The 14,563-nt window shown below is 63.2% G+C and carries 13 protein-coding genes and 1 tRNA gene; 6 read left to right on the top strand and 8 right to left on the bottom strand.

What is annotated here, in order from left to right:
• Nucleotides 1–385: 385 nt before the first annotated feature.
• Nucleotides 386–1,075 (top strand): metallophosphoesterase, encoded by a 690-nt coding sequence (locus AC3FMM_RS13505; RefSeq protein ID WP_457954855.1) that lies wholly within the window; start codon nucleotides 386–388, stop codon nucleotides 1,073–1,075.
• Between the two features lie 291 nt (nucleotides 1,076–1,366).
• Here the strand turns inward: AC3FMM_RS13505 and AC3FMM_RS13500 are convergent, their stop codons facing one another.
• Nucleotides 1,367–1,813, bottom strand: coding sequence for a carboxymuconolactone decarboxylase family protein (locus AC3FMM_RS13500; RefSeq protein ID WP_029580638.1), 447 nt, complete (start codon nucleotides 1,811–1,813; stop codon nucleotides 1,367–1,369).
• Between the two features lie 156 nt (nucleotides 1,814–1,969).
• Between AC3FMM_RS13500 and pdxR the strand changes: the two genes are divergently transcribed.
• The 4 genes from pdxR to AC3FMM_RS13480 all read left to right on the top strand — a co-directional run bounded on the left by pdxR (nucleotide 1,970) and on the right by AC3FMM_RS13480 (nucleotide 6,801).
• Nucleotides 1,970–3,388, top strand: coding sequence for a MocR-like pyridoxine biosynthesis transcription factor PdxR (gene pdxR, locus AC3FMM_RS13495; protein ID WP_488686821.1), 1,419 nt, complete (start codon nucleotides 1,970–1,972; stop codon nucleotides 3,386–3,388).
• Between the two features lie 304 nt (nucleotides 3,389–3,692).
• Nucleotides 3,693–5,258: an ATP-dependent nuclease gene (locus tag AC3FMM_RS13490; RefSeq protein ID WP_488686820.1), complete on the top strand. Its 1,566-nt coding sequence runs from the start codon at nucleotides 3,693–3,695 to the stop codon at nucleotides 5,256–5,258.
• A 104-nt stretch (nucleotides 5,259–5,362) separates the two neighbouring features.
• Nucleotides 5,363–5,626: a hypothetical protein gene (locus AC3FMM_RS13485; RefSeq protein ID WP_094830274.1), complete on the top strand. Its 264-nt coding sequence runs from the start codon at nucleotides 5,363–5,365 to the stop codon at nucleotides 5,624–5,626.
• Between the two features lie 218 nt (nucleotides 5,627–5,844).
• Complete coding sequence (locus tag AC3FMM_RS13480) at nucleotides 5,845–6,801, top strand: DUF2332 domain-containing protein (protein ID WP_488686819.1); 957 nt, start codon at nucleotides 5,845–5,847, stop codon at nucleotides 6,799–6,801.
• 172 nt (nucleotides 6,802–6,973) lie between these two features.
• On the opposite strand, the gene AC3FMM_RS13475 is transcribed toward AC3FMM_RS13480, so the two are convergent.
• The 3 genes from AC3FMM_RS13475 to AC3FMM_RS13465 form a co-directional block, all read right to left on the bottom strand.
• Nucleotides 6,974–7,600 (bottom strand): hypothetical protein, encoded by a 627-nt coding sequence (locus AC3FMM_RS13475; protein ID WP_070541142.1) that lies wholly within the window; start codon nucleotides 7,598–7,600, stop codon nucleotides 6,974–6,976.
• Between the two features lie 61 nt (nucleotides 7,601–7,661).
• Nucleotides 7,662–8,789 carry a site-specific integrase gene (locus AC3FMM_RS13470; RefSeq protein WP_149895546.1) on the bottom strand — a complete coding sequence of 376 codons (1,128 nt, stop codon included), beginning with the start codon at nucleotides 8,787–8,789 and terminating at the stop codon, nucleotides 7,662–7,664.
• 134 nt (nucleotides 8,790–8,923) lie between these two features.
• Nucleotides 8,924–9,008, bottom strand: a tRNA-Leu gene (locus tag AC3FMM_RS13465).
• 165 nt (nucleotides 9,009–9,173) lie between these two features.
• On the opposite strand from AC3FMM_RS13465, the gene AC3FMM_RS13460 reads away from it, so the two are divergent.
• Nucleotides 9,174–10,094 (top strand): alpha/beta hydrolase, encoded by a 921-nt coding sequence (locus tag AC3FMM_RS13460; RefSeq protein ID WP_115710634.1) that lies wholly within the window; start codon nucleotides 9,174–9,176, stop codon nucleotides 10,092–10,094.
• Nucleotides 10,095–10,114: 20 nt separating this feature from the next.
• On the opposite strand, the gene AC3FMM_RS13455 is transcribed toward AC3FMM_RS13460, so the two are convergent.
• The 4 genes from AC3FMM_RS13455 to AC3FMM_RS13440 all read right to left on the bottom strand — a co-directional run bounded on the left by AC3FMM_RS13455 (nucleotide 10,115) and on the right by AC3FMM_RS13440 (nucleotide 14,479).
• Nucleotides 10,115–10,996 carry an NAD(P)-dependent oxidoreductase gene (locus tag AC3FMM_RS13455; RefSeq protein ID WP_326346571.1) on the bottom strand — a complete coding sequence of 294 codons (882 nt, stop codon included), beginning with the start codon at nucleotides 10,994–10,996 and terminating at the stop codon, nucleotides 10,115–10,117.
• 44 nt (nucleotides 10,997–11,040) lie between these two features.
• Entirely contained in the window at nucleotides 11,041–12,204 is a 1,164-nt protein-coding gene (locus tag AC3FMM_RS13450; protein ID WP_488686818.1) for an ABC transporter substrate-binding protein, read from the bottom strand.
• An 89-nt stretch (nucleotides 12,205–12,293) separates the two neighbouring features.
• Nucleotides 12,294–13,451 (bottom strand): methyltransferase, encoded by a 1,158-nt coding sequence (locus AC3FMM_RS13445; protein ID WP_115681007.1) that lies wholly within the window; start codon nucleotides 13,449–13,451, stop codon nucleotides 12,294–12,296.
• 86 nt (nucleotides 13,452–13,537) lie between these two features.
• On the bottom strand, nucleotides 13,538–14,479 hold the full coding sequence (locus AC3FMM_RS13440; protein ID WP_018008018.1) for a CysB family HTH-type transcriptional regulator: 942 nt from the start codon (nucleotides 14,477–14,479) through the stop codon (nucleotides 13,538–13,540).
• Nucleotides 14,480–14,563 lie beyond the last annotated feature (84 nt).

The following is a 14,563-nucleotide window of genomic DNA, read 5'->3' as shown; positions in this document are numbered from 1 at the left end:
TTTACCGTGAAGGCATAGTTGTCAAACTTAAGTCGTTGATTTTAAAGACCAAAATAGGGTGTCCATGAAAACCAAGATTAGGCATCGCCAAATGCCAAGATATGGCACATTGGTTTTCTTGCGATGAAGCGATCAAGCAAAATGAATCTGGAAATCAAGGGCTTAGACGCGTTCAGAGAGGTGCCCTGATTTCGGCGTTTGACACGGCGGTGGATAAGGAAAAATTTTGTGGGGAATTACCAACGATGTGAGCGTGCTCACGCTGTTGACTCGCATTCGAAGTGATGGCACTAGGATCAGCGGATTACGTGTCACGCTGTCGGCGAGAGCCAAGTATCATGAGGCATGCATGACAAGTCGTTAGGGATCTATATGGAATCTTGGAATGACGCCCGGTAATGTCCGAGTCCGGCGCTTTCAATTGAATGCCAGCGGCCGTGATTTTGCGGTGGGTGACATCCACGGTCATTTTGGTCGGCTTGAGGTCGCGCTGGCTGCCGTAAGGTTCTCGCCAGAAAAGGACCGATTGTTTTCCGTGGGGGACCTTGTGGACCGAGGTCCTGAGTCAGCCGATGTTCTGAAATGGTTGGAGCGCCCGTGGTTTCACGCGATCTGTGGGAATCACGACCTGATGACGTGGCGACGGGCGATGGGCAATCCGATTCCGGACGTTGATCATCGCGCCCACGGCGGCGGATGGTTGGATGCCTGTGCCGGCGATGTTCGTGAACGCATTGCGGCCTGCTTGAGTGCCTTGCCGCTGGCTATCGAGGTGGAAACGCCGAGTGGTGTAGTCGGTATGGTTCACGCCGACTTCCCCTATGACGATTGGCAGGCCGTTCATGGCGCTACTTTCAGCCCGGAGGATGAGGATGCCTGCCTATGGTCCGTAGACCGCTATCGAATGCAGTATTCCCAGCCTGTCCGCAATGTACGTGCGGTGGTCCATGGACATATGACGCTACGCAAGCCTGCACAGCTTGGCAACGTTTACTACATCGATACAGGTGGATGGCAGGATGGGGGGAGGTTTACGTTGCTGGATTTGCATACGCTTAAGTCGTGGCCGCGCTGATTCCATTCTCCTGCCTCTGAATACATGGCGCAGCCCTTAAAGGCCCGACAAACGGGCAGATGAGAGAAGTGATTGGATAGGGCAAAAAAGAAGAGGTTCATCGCCGGTTTCCGGGGAAGGTTTCTCGCGTGACGTTTTCGAGCTTGCGCAGTAGCACCCAGCCCAGGACCTAATGATCTTGCGCAGCACTCGGTCGCCGTGTAGGCGGGCATGAATGCATCATCGACGCCTAGGGTTCTGCACTCTTCGAGCCCGTGAAGCATCACTTCCAATCTGCGTGTGGAAACCAGATCACGACTGAGCAGCGACAGGAACTCGAAATGGCGCTCCCAGCCGATTGAACGCGTTCATCGCGGCGATCGTGATCGTGAGGTCAACCAGATCCTTGGGCGCGAATTGTGCCGAGGCGGCGGCATACGCCTCATCAGACGCGTGCGTCTCGCTGACACGGGTCACCTCCTCAGCCCAGGCCAGCGCGGCGCGCTCCTGCTCAGAGAACAAATGGTGCACCTCGTCCCATACCGGTACCAAACTGATCTTGTCGATCGACATGGTTTTTCTTAGATCGCGACTGTGCATATCGATGCAGTGTGCGCACCCATTGATTTGCGAAACGCGGAGGAACACGAGGTGCACGAGTTCCTCCGGAAGGTTCGTCCTTCTCGTGACGTAGTGGTGGATACCGAAAAGTGCCTTTGCGCCTTCAGGTGCGATCTCTTGCCAGTTCAAACGGGTCATCACTGTCCTCTGCTGTTGTTTATGATTGTCGAATCGCGGCCAGCGCGCCCCGAAGGCCGCCGATCAACTTCGACCGCGATCCATGTCATAAGCAGACGTTACTCCACCGGCTGTTGGAGAAACAGGCCCAAAAACTGCCGAAACGACTGACCCAAGATGACTGACTTAAGTAAGTTCGATGCACTGTCGATTCAGGTGGACCGAGCCGCCGTCGCGGCAATCGGCGACCAGATCCATGCGAGCCTGCGACAGGCGATCCTCGACGGCCGGCTTGCGCCAGGACAGCGTTTGCCTTCCGGTCGAGACCTCGCCGCGCAGCTTGGTGTCGCGCGCGGCACCATCCGCGTGGCATACGATCGGCTAATCGCCGAGAACCTGGTATTCGGCGCCGGACCCGCTGGAACGCGCGTAAGCGCTCGGCCGCCTACCATCGAAGCGGTCGACGCCTTGCCAATCGACAGACCTTTGGCGGCTTTCAACCGTCCATTTTCGAGCGCCCCACGGCCGTTCCAAATGGGCGTACCCGCTCACGACGCGTTTCCGGCCAAGCTCTGGGCCCGCATGCGAGCGCGAGCCCTACGCGACGACGCGATCACTGACACGGCCTACGCTGACCCGCGAGGCGAACCCGTGCTGCGGGCCCAGATCGCGAGCCACCTTGCCATCAGCCGGCAAATGCAATGCCATCCCGATCAAATCATCGTCACCGGTGGATACCGGCAGGGCCTGCTGCTTGCCCTCACGGCGCTACGCGCTCAGGGGCGCAAGGCGTGGATCGAAGAGCCAGGTTATCCGCTGGGTAGGCGCGGGCTCGAGCTGATCGGCGCCACCCTCGAACCTGTGGCTGTTGACGCCGAGGGGCTGCGCGTGGACGATGGCATCGCCCGGGCCCCAGACGCCATGCTGGCACTGGTCACCCCAGGCCAGCACGCACCGCTAGGCGTGACCCTATCGCGCGCACGAAGACACGCCTTGCTCGACTGGGCGGCGTCAAGTGGCGCCTGGATCATCGAAGATGACTATCTCGGAGAACTTCAGCTCGACGGTCGGGCGGCACCGGCCCTCGCCTCAGGCGCAGGCGCCGAGCGTGTGATTCACATCGGGTCGTTCAGCAAAACGCTCAGTCCGGCGCTCGGCCTCGGTTTCGTCGTCGCCCCACGTTCGCTGGCGGAGCGTCTGGTCGAGGTCGCCGCCGTGTTGGCCCCGGCTCCGAACCGGATCGCCCAGTTGGCTGTTTCGGAGTTTCTATCCAATGGGCACTTCCTGCGGCACCTGCGGCAGATGAAGGCTCTCTATACCGAGCGCCGCAACCTCGCGCTAACGCATGTAAACAGACTTCTGCCGGGCACGCTAGCGGCTGGCCTGGGCGTAATCGCACCGCTCCCACAGATTGCCGACGACATCGCCGTGGTGCGTGCCGCCCGCGCACATGGCCTCGCGCCCTCGGCGCTCTCCGCTTGGCACCTTAGCCGCGGGCACGCGCAACGTGGCTTGCTACTCAGCGTGACCAACCTACACCCCGACAACATAGAAACCGCATGCGCGACGCTTGCAAGAATCGTTGCATCTCATTAAATCGTGGGCCGCATATCCCCGTGGATCATGCACCCGGCGTCGGAGCGTCCGGTTCTCGCGGATAGTGACCTCTGCGGTCGGCGGCGAAGTTTCGCCGACGGCCACGACCTGCCGGTGCAGAACGGCAGGTCTCCGGCTCTTCAGCGTGGCCGGCGATGCCTCTTGGCGGCTCGGTCTCAGTCAGTGGCCCACGATGCCGCCATTAGCCTTCTAGTGTTCCAGCCGATTTATATCTCGCAGCCATGGCTTGTTGGCAAAACGCCACTTGGTGACCATAATCTGCCTTACAAGAAAGGGAGAGGTCATGCGAATTCGCAAAGTTCAGATTAGCAATCTGAGAGCCATTGCTGACGCGACTGTTGAGTTTGACGACTACACCTGCCTGGTCGGCGCGAACGGCGCGGGCAAATCGACTGTCCTGTTTGCCCTCAATGTCCTGTTCCGCGAAACCGACGCGCAGGGCAATCCCCTCACCGTCTTGGCGGAGGAGGACTTCCATCGTCGAGATACCAGCAGGCCCGCCTCGGTGACCGCGTGGTTTGACCAGCTGTCTGCCGAGGCGCAAGAAGACTTCAAGGACTACTACCGAAACGGTTTCCTGGTCGTCACAGCTGCAGCTACCTTCGATCAAGCGAAGGGCAAAGCCGAGATCAAACAGTTGGGGCAACGCATGGCGATGGCCGAGTTCGCAGAGTACTTCGGACGAAAGGGCGACGGTGCCAAAGTTGCCGAGTTGAAAGAGCTCTATACGGGCCTGCGTGCCAAGTTTCCGGATCTCAATGCAGCTACGACCGGCCCGGCAATGGAGGATGCACTGCGTACCTTCGAGGCAGCCAGGCCAGACTTGTGCACCTTGATCCCAAGTGAGGATCAGTTTTACGGAGCGACCAAAGGGCAGGGCCGACTCCAGCGGCATATCCAGTGGGTGTACGTGCCCGCGGTGAAGGACGCGAGCACGGAGCAGGCGGAGGGAAAGGCGACGGCGCTGGGCAAGTTGCTTGCGCGTACGGTGCGTGCCAAGGTCAACTTCGCCGAGGGATTGAGCGAGCTCACGCTGGCGGCCCGGCGCAGCTACCAGCAGCTCCTTGACGAGAGCCAGGAGCAGCTGTCGGAGGTGTCTTCGGCCTTGAACGCTAGACTCGCCCAATGGGCACATCCGGAAGCAAGCCTCCGGCTTCAATGGCATCAGGATTCGGAGAAGTCCATTCGCGTCGAAGATCCGTTCGCGCGAGTTCTGCTGGGCGAGGGCGAGTTTCAAGGTGAACTGGGTCGCTTCGGCCATGGTTTCCAGCGCTCCTATCTTCTTGCCCTGCTGCAGGAACTGGCCAACGCCGACACCGGCAGCGGTGTGCCCAAGCTCATCTTGGGTTGCGAGGAGCCTGAGCTGTATCAGCACCCGCCGCAGGCGAGGCATTTGGCGGGTGTTCTCCAAGAACTGGCCAACACGGGTTCGCAGGTCATGGTGTCGACTCACAGCCCCCTGTTCGTCGGCGGCGATTCCTTCGAAAGCGTCAGGCTGGTGAGGCGCGACGCGGCTTCCCATGCGACATCTGTTTGCCAGCCAACGCTGGCTACCATCGGCGATGCGATTGCGCACGCACTCGGCGAACAGCCTGTCGCAGAACTGGCGACGCTGTCGAAGATCTATCAGCTTCTTCAGCCCCAACTGGCCGAGATGTTTTTCACGCAACGCCTGGCACTAGTAGAAGGCATTGAGGACTGCGCGTACATCCATGCATGGTTGGCGCTCAAAGACCGCCTGCTGGAGTTCCGTCGGCGCGGCACCCACCTGGTGCCTGTAGGCGGAAAGAGTGAGTTGTTGCGGCCGGCGGTTATCGCTCGGCACATGGGCACATACCGCTGTTCCTGATTTTTGATGCCGACGGCGACAAGATTGCGAACGAAGCCCATCGGCGAAATCACGAGCGCGATAACAAGTCTCTCTTCCGGTTTCTGGGTGTTGACGATGCGAACTTGTTCCCTGACGAAACGCTCTGGTCTGGCACGCATGCGATCTGGCCCAAGGAGCTTTCCGACTGCGTCGATGCGGATCTCCGGCAGTCCCTCGGCGATGAAGTGTTTGAGGCGGTGAAGAACAAGGCAGCTGTGCGTTGCGGTCAAGCGTCGGGCGCTAGAAAGCACACGATGATGGTGGGCGCGAAGCTCGCCTATGCTGTAGACGCGGGCGCGTCGTCACCTACGTTGGACCGACTATGCGATCAGCTGATCGCGTTCTAGCAGTTGCAGTCGTGTGCGGAGTGACCCCTTTGAGGCATGAAGGCCGAAGGGCTGACTGGCCGCTCAGGGTCGGGATCGGTCTGTCGTCATAGACGGCACCCGGCCAGTAGCGGTCATAATGCAAGGTCAATATCCAAAGCTGGCAACTGCTTAGTGGCGCGACCGGCTCCCGCGAGCGATGCTAATCTGCCGGGACTCATCTGCGTATGGGAGATGGCATGGATCGAATTGCTGATCGCTATTTGAGATTTTCAAAAGTCGAGGCGGCGGGGCGCTCGCCGTTGTATGAACAATGGGCGTTGCATGTCGCGAATTCGCTTGACGCACTGGCGTTTTTACAGGGTCTACCTGTAGATAAACAGCAACCCAATCTGCTGTTTGCAGCGTTCCGGCATATCGTAGGCGTGCCCACGTCGCCTGCGGAATTCGATGCAGGCCTGGCGCAACATGACGCCGCCATTCGGGCTCTTATGCTGACTCGTTCCTCGCAGACTAACGAACCGGGGCGCTGTGCAGTATTGCTGCCTGCTCTTGCTTCGGTCAGGGGCAAGATAGCGCTCATCGAAGTGGGCGCCTCTGCAGGGCTGTGCCTGCTGATGGACAAATACGGCTACGACTGGGGGGGACAACGCCTGGCTCCGTGTGGAGACGATTTGGGTTATCCGGTATTCCCCTGTACGGTCTCCGGCGCGGGCTCTCTCCCCCACACCTATCCTGAAATTGTGTGGAGGGCTGGACTAGACCTGAGCCCAATCGACGTTCACTGCGACGAGGATAGGAAGTGGCTTGAGGACTTGGTGTGGCCCGAGGATGGCGATCGACTCGCACGCCTTCAGTCTGCGCTCCGGATTTGCAGACGCGCGCCGCCTCAGATCGTCCGGGGCGATTTGCTGCGGGATCTTGCTTCCTTAATCGAACAGGCTCCGGCGGAAGCGACCGTGGTTGTGTATCACTCCGCCGTCCTGAACTACGTTATGGACCAGGCACTGCGCAATGAATTTGCACGCAACATGTTGGCCTCGCGTTGCGTCTGGATTAGCAACGAAAGTCCATTGGTATTTCCACAATTCTTGCCCGCGGCCACCCCCCAACCGTCCGGCATGTTCCTGTTATGTGCCGATGGCCATGCGTTGGCCTGGACGGATCCGCATGGTGCCGTGTTGCAATGGCTGTGATTCAGCGCTTTCGTCGCTACTCGCCGTCGGAGTCTTCGCCATCAAGAGATAGAAGAGACCGCTCTGTGTCGTTCGGCGACCCGAATCACCCCGCAGATCGGTGTAGAGCCAAAGAAAAGGCCCTTCACTCATAGGTGAAAGGCCTTTTCGATTTGGAACTGCGTCAGGGGGGTTATCCGCGCTTGAACAGGCGCTCGTGCATCCATCCATCGTTGGTCAGGATGACAGCCGCCTTACCCTGGATATCTCCCTGCGTCTGTTCCGCAAAGTTCTTGTAATTGGCACGCATGCCTTCCGATTTGGCCCAGTCATCTGCACCTTCTACCTTGTAGCGGTAGTTCACCTGCGACAGCTTTACGCCCATCATGTCGCTGGGTTCGGTGAAGTTGCTCACTTCCACAACGGTGTACTTGCCGGTGCAGAAGGCATCTTGACCAGCCATCGTATTGGCACCATTGGCGACGAGGAATTTCTTGCCGGTGTCAGTGATTTGGTACTCGGTGGCCGGCTCCATCTTGTTGCCAAACATGGCTTTGACTTCGGTGTCTCGCTTCGTCAGCAGCCCGGCATCGACCAGCGCGTCGGCGCGCTTCTTGCTCTGACCGCCCAGCATGTCTTGATTCGCTAGGGTGAACGGCAAGCCCTTTGCAGGAATCGCAGCGCACAGGCCCTTCTGAGTATCCAGGTATGCCTGTATGGCCTTGCTGAAGTTGCTCTTGTTAGCGTCCTTGGCGCTGCCGCACGCGGCAAGGGTAAGGGCAAGGCTGCTGATGGCGACGATCTTGATAGCGGTATGCAAAACTAGCTTCCTCCGGAGGTTAAGACAATCGGTTATTCATTATGGCAACGCGATGGAGCGATTATGCGTTGTTCTCTGTTTGGGAGTCGGCCTCACTCCGTTGTTTAGAAATGGACGGCGCGCGACGCGCGAGGCGGTCCAGCTTCTGCACCAGGTCTTCGGCCCGCAGGTGCGTATAGCGCTTGAGCATCTGCATCGACTTGTGGCCGCTGATGGCCGATACCTCCTGATCGCTCAAGCCGGCTTCCACAAACCGGCTGACAGCCTCGTGCCGCAGGTCGTGAAATCGGAAGTCTGCAAGGCCCGCTACCCGCTTGGCATCGGTCCACGCTTTGTCGAACAGGTAGGGGCGTCGTATGCCATCTCTGCCGGGTTCGCCGAAGAACACCAATTCGGTTTCAGCAGGACGCACGGGGTTGGCAAGTGCCTCGGTGAACACGCGTGTTGCCTCGGCAGTCAGCGGGACGGTACGAGGCGAAGAGTTCTTGGTGTGCTCCAGCCGCACGACGCGCCGCTCGATGTCCACTTGCCGAATACGCAGCGTCGCAATTTCAGACAGCCGCATGCCGGTCTGGACGGCAATGCGGACGATCCATCCGAACATCGGGTTCGAGTGCTTATCGACGGCTTGCAGCAGGCGGGTCTGTTCTTCGGGAGTCAATCGCCGGTTGCGGCCCGAGCCGGGGGCCGGGCGGCGAATGTTGGACACGGGATTGAAGGGCAGGCCGATGCCCCATTCTTTGATCGCGACGGTGAACAGGTGGCCCAGCAGTGCCAGTTCCAAGCGTACCGTGTTGTTACTGCGAGGCCGTAGCTTGCCATTCTTGTCCGGGTCGCCGGCCAGTCGCATGTCACGGAACTGCGCCACGATCTCGGCGTTCAGGGCGGCCAGCGAATATTTGCCAAGATGCCGGATGATGACCTGTGCCTTCTTGTGTTCGCCGGCTTGGGTGGAGGCCCGCTTGGTGGGAGTGACTTCCTTGAGGTAGCGGGTCAGTGCCGCTTCGACGGTCATGCGCTCAGCCGGCGCTCGCTGGATGTATACGCCGCGTACCATTTCGTCTTCGGTACGGCGCGCCCAGTCTTCGGCGTCCCGCTTGGTGCGGAACGTCTTGGCCGTGGTCGGCCAGCCTGTCTTGCGAATGAGGGCTTTCCAAGTGCCCGAGGAAGTCTTAACGATCGTAGCCATGAGTACTCCGTATGAGGCTAGCGCCGCATCACTGTACCGAAACTGTACCTGACCACAATTTTAGGAAAGTCCCCCGGTGCGGGGCTTGTACTGCGACATCTTCTAATGGCTTGAATCATCAGAAGATTTTTAGATGGTGCCCGGGGCCGGAATCGAACCGGCACGCCTTGCGGCGGGGGATTTTGAGTCCCCTGCGTCTACCTGTTTCACCACCCGGGCAGGTGTGACGGCATCGGAACCGATGCCGGGCTGAGCCGGGGATTATGCCGGAAATCCGGCCGCCGGACAACCGGCGCCGGGCCGGTCCCGGGCCACGCAAATCCGGTAGCATGGCGTCCAGTCCTGCGCCCGCCAACCGTACCGACTGTGCCGACCCCGACCGCCATGACCGACCCAGACTTGCTTGCGCGCCTTGCCAGCCTGCCTTCGCAGGACCCCGCCTTCTATGACCGCGAGTACAACAACCGCGCCAATGTGCCGGACAACCCGGCGCATCTGGCGCGCTGGGCGCAGTGGTCCGCGCAGGTGCGTGCACGCGGGGCGTTCCTGGCGGACCTGAGCTATGCCGGCGCGGACTCGCGCCATGCGTCGGGCGAGACCCTGGACTACTTTCCCGCGCAGCGCGCCAACGGGGCCTTGCCGCCGCTGCTGGTGTTCGTGCACGGCGGCTATTACCGCGCGCTGGACAAGCACGACCACAGCTTCGTCGCCGGCGCGCTGCCGGCGCTGGGGGTGTCGGTGGCCGTGGTCAACTACACGCTGGTGCCGGCGGCGACGGTGCCGGAGATCGTGCAGCAGGTGCTGCGCAGCGTGGCCTGGCTGTACCGGCAGGCGGACCGTCTCGGCCATGACCCGCAGCGGCTGTTCGTGGCGGGGCATTCGGTGGGCGGCCACCTGGTGGCGATGCTGATGGCCGCGCGCTGGCCGCAGTTCGGAGCCGACCTGCCTGCAGGGCTGATCCGCGGCGGGCTCTCGGTCAGCGGGCTGTACGACCTGGAGCCGCTGCGGCGCGCAGCCTTCCTGCAGTGCGACCTGAAGTTATCGGAGGCCGATGTCGCGCGGCTGTCGCCCGCGTACATGGCGCCCGCCGGCGATGCGCCACTGGCGATCGCCGTGGGCGAGCTGGAGGCGGCCGAATACCACCGCCAGCATGCGCTGATCCGCGCGGCGTGGCCGGCCAAGGTGGCGCATCCGGCGGCGAGCGACCTGGTGCTGCCGGACTGCCACCATTTCAACGTGCTGGACAGCCTGGCCAGCGCGGACGGCGCGCTGACGCAAGCGGTGCTGCGGCTGGTGGAGCGCTGAGCCCCGGCGCGCGCCGGGCCTCAGTCCTCCAGCACGCGCAGCAGCGACGAGGTATCGTCCTTGCCCCAGCCCCTGGCCATCAGCGCGCGCAGTTGCGCCGAGGTGGCCTGCATCGCCGGCAGTTCCAGGCCGATTTCCTCGGCGATGTCGCGCGCCAGACCGAAGTCTTTGTCGTGCAGCCGCGCCTCGATGCCCGCGGCAAAGTTGCGCGCCACCATCTTGGGGCCCATCAGGTCGAGCATGCGGCTGCCGGCCATGCCGGTCGCCATGGCTTCGAACACGCGGCCGGTATCGACCTGCTGCGCGGCGGCAAAGCGCATCGCTTCGGCAATGCCTTCGATATTCACCACCTGGGCAATCTGGTTGCACAGCTTGGCGACCTGGCCCGCGCCGTGGTCGCCGATATGGGTGATGGTCTTGCCGAGCAGCTCGAGCAGCGGGCGCACGCGTTCCAGCATCTCGGCCTTGCCGCCGACCATGATGGTCAGCGTGCCGGCCTCGGCGCCCATGGTGCCGCCCGAGACCGGGCAGTCCAGCGCCTCGATGCCGCGCGCGGCCAGGGCCGCGGCGATCTCGCGCGTGACGATGGGTGAGATGGTGCTGTGGTCGACGCAGATGGTGCCGGGCGCGGCCCCGTGGATCACGCCCTGCGCGCCCAGCAGCACCTCGCGTACGTCTTCGGACGAGGTCACGTTGGTGAAGACCACGCTGGCGCCGCGGGCCGCCTCGGCGGGCGTGAAGAAGGGCTCTGCCCCCAGCGCGCGCGCGGCCTCGGCGGCTTCCGGGCGGCGCACGAAGGCGCGCACGGTGTGGCCGGCTGCCAGCAGGTGGCGCACCATGTGCGAGCCCATGGCGCCCAGGCCGATAAAGGCGACGGTGACGGGGGTGGGAGTGGTGCTCATGCGATGCTTCCTTTCCTGATGCGTTGTTGCGTTGATGCGGCGGGCTACTTGTCGCCCGCGTAGGCAAACTTGCCGTTGCGGATCACCCCCATCACGCGCGAACGCTGGTCGAAGCCCTGGTGGTCCTTCGGGTTCAGGTTCATCACGCCGTTGGGGATGGTGAGATTGGTGGTGGTCTCCAGCGCGTCGCGCATGGCCGCGCGGAACTCGCGCGTGCCGGGCTGGGCGCCGGTCTTCAGCGCGCGGCGGGCGGCGTCGTCGAGCAGCATCCATGCGCCCCAGGCATCGCCGGCGAACTGCGTCACGCTGTCGGCGCCGTACTTTGCTTCGTAACGATTGACGAAGTCCAGCGCCACCTTGCGCACCGGGTGGCTCTCGGGCAGCTGGCGCGCCACCACCACCGGCCCGGTCGGGAACAGCGTGCCTTCCACGTCCTTGCCGCCCATGCGCAGGAAGTCCCAGGTGGCGATGCCATGGGTCTGGTAGACCTTGCCCTTGTAGCCGCGCTCGCCCAGCGTCTTCTGCGGCAGCACCGACGGCGTGCCGGCGCCGGCGATCAGGATCGCGTCCGGGTTGGCCGCCATCAGCTTGAGCACCTGCCCGGTGACCGAGGTGTCGTTGCGCGAGAAGCGCTCGTTGGCCACCACCCGGATCTTGCGCAGCTCGGCCAGCTTCGAGAACTCGCGCCACCAGCTTTCGCCATAGGCGTCGGCAAAGCCGATAAAGCCGACCGTGCGCACGCCGTGGTTGCTCATGTACTCGGTCAGCACAGTGGCCATGTGCGAGTCGTTCTGCGGCATCTTGAAGGCCCAGCGGCGCTTGGCGTCGGTCTGCGGCTCGACGATGGCGGCCGAGGCGGCCAGCGCCACCATCGGGGTCTCGCCCTCGGCCACGGCGTCGAGCGCGGCGATTGCGGTGGGCGTGATGTTGGGGCCGACGATCACGTCGACCTTTTCCTCGGAGATCAGCTTGCGCACGTTGCGCACCGCGGCGGCCGGGTCGGTGCCGTCGTCCAGGATGATGTAGTGCGCCTTCTGGCCGCCCAGCGTCTGCGGCCACATCAGCACGGTGTTCTTGGACGGGATGCCGATCGAGGCGGCCGGCCCGGTGGTGGACACATCGATGCCGACGCGGATGTCGGCATGCGCGGCGCCGGCGACGATCAGCGCGCCGGCAAGCAGCAGGGGGCGCAGGGGCAGCTTCAGCATGGTCTCCTCCGTTCTTATATGTGACGGGAAAGGATAGCCGAACTCGGCCGGCGGGGCACCGTGGCCCCGCGGCAGCGGCTTTAGCAGCCTTAGCGCACGCCCAGGCGCCAGAGCGAGGTCACTTCGGCCGAGCGCGCCGCGTGCAGCGGGTCGGCCGCATCGGCCGCGCGCGGGTGGCGCGGGCGGATGTCGGAACGGCCCAGCACCTTCAGCCCCGCGGCCTCGATCCAGCCCGTCAGTTCGTCGCGTTGGCGCAGGCCCAGGTGCTCGGCCAGGTCGGACAGCAGCAGCCAGCCCTCGCCGCCGGGTTCCAGGTGCTCGGCCAGCCCTTGCAGGAAGCCGCGCAGCATGGCGCTGTCGGGGTCATAGACGGCGCGCTCGACCGGCGAACTCGGCCGTGCCGGCACCCACGGCGGGTTGCATACCACCAGCGGCGCGCGGCCGGCGGGAAACAGGTCGGCCTCGATCACCTCGACCTGCCCGGTGTAGCCGAGCCTGGCGATGTTCTCGCGCGCGCAGGCCAGCGCGCGCGCGTCCTGGTCGGTGGCCACCACGCGCTGCACGCCGCGGCGGGCCAGCACCGCGGCCAGCACGCCGGTGCCGGTGCCGATATCGAAGGCCAGCGTCGTGGCCGGCAGCGGCTCGGCCGCGACCAGGTCGATGTACTCGCCGCGCACCGGCGAGAACACGCCGTACCACGGGTGGATGCGGTCTTCCAGCGCCGGGATCTCCACGCCCTTCCTGCGCCACTCGAACGCGCCGATCATGCCCAGCAGCTCGCGCAGCGAGGCCACGTAGGGCTCGCCGGCCGGGCCGTAGACCTGTTCGCACGCTTCCTGCACATCGGGCGCGCGGCGCAGCGGGATCTGGTGGCCGGCCTCGAACGGCAGCAGCAGCATGCCCAGCGTGCGCGCGCGCTGCGACTGCGCCAGCCGGTGCAGGTGGAAGGCCTCGGTGGGCGACGCGGCCTGGCTCTTGTCCCGGGCCTTGTGGCCGGGGCGGCTGGCCTTCTTGGGCTTGCGCTCGGTGCGGCGCGCCAGCGCATTCAGCAACTGGCGCGCGTTCTGGAAATCGCCCCGCCACAGCAGCGCGGTGCCTTCGCAGGCAAGGCGGTAGGCGGTATCGGCGCTGGTGGTGTCGTCGGCGACGACCACGCGCCGCGGCGGCGGCAGGCCGGCCTCGGAGCGCCAGGCGGCGCTGTGCTCGACGCCGTTTTCGGTCCAGTGGATGCGGGGCAGGTCGCTCACAGGACCTCCGGACGGCAGGTTGGGATAGGCAGGGCAGGCATCGTGGATTGACTTCTTATTAGAGTGGGGCGGCAGCGGTGGCCGCCTCAGAGTTCGTAGGCTTCGTGTTCGCCGGACATGGCCTGCTCGACCAGCTTGCGGTTGAGCGTCGGCGAGAACAGCTCGATGAAGGTATAGACAAAGCTGCGCAGGTAGGCCCCCTGCTTTACGGCCAGGTGGGTCACGTTGCTGCCGAACAGGTGCCCGGCGGCAATGCCGCGCAGGTTGCGGTCGCGCTCGGCATCATAGGCGACGCCGGCGACGATGCCCACGCCCAGCCCGATCTCCACATAGGTCTTGATCACATCCGCGTCGATGGCCTCGAGCACGATGTCCGGCGCCAGGTGGCGCAGCGCGAAGGCCTTGTCGATCTTGGTGCGCCCGGCGAAGTTGGCATCGTAGGTGATCAGCGGGTATCCCATCAGGTCTTCCAGCGCCAGGTGCTTCTTTTCCAGCAGCGGGTGCTCGGGCGGCGTAATCACCATGTGAGTCCACTGGTAGCCCGGCAGCGACACCAGGTTCTTGTCGCTGGAGATGCCCTCGGTGGCGATGCCGATGTCGGCCTGGTCATGCAGCAGCATGTCGGCGATCTGGGCCGGATTGCCCTGCTGGATCGACAGCCGCACCTTGGGGTAGCGCTTGGTGAACTCGCTGATCACGCGGGGCAGCGCATAGCGCGCCTGGGTATGCGTGGTGGCGATGGTGAAGTTGCCCTGGTCCTGAGCCGCATAGTCCATGCCGACGCGCTTCAGGCTTTCCACCTCCTGCAGGATCTTCTCGACCGAGCTGAGGATGCGGCGGCCGGGTTCGGTCAGGCTGCGGATGCGCTTGCCGTGGCGCGTGAAGATATCGACCCCCAATTCTTCTTCCAGCTCGATGATGGCCTTGGATACGCCGGGTTGTGACGTATAGAGCGCTTTAGCGGCCTCGGTCAGGTTGTAATTCTGCCGGACGGCTTCCCGCACGAAGCGAAACTGGTGCAAGTTCATATATCTGCGTTCGTATAAACAAACAACTTCTTATTAGTTTGAGGTATGAGGCCAGTTTATTACGATTCTCGAACTTTGTTAATG

The sequence above is a fragment of the Cupriavidus sp. 207A1 genome (assembly GCF_057798955.1).
This window is presented reverse-complemented; position numbering and strand designations above follow the sequence as displayed.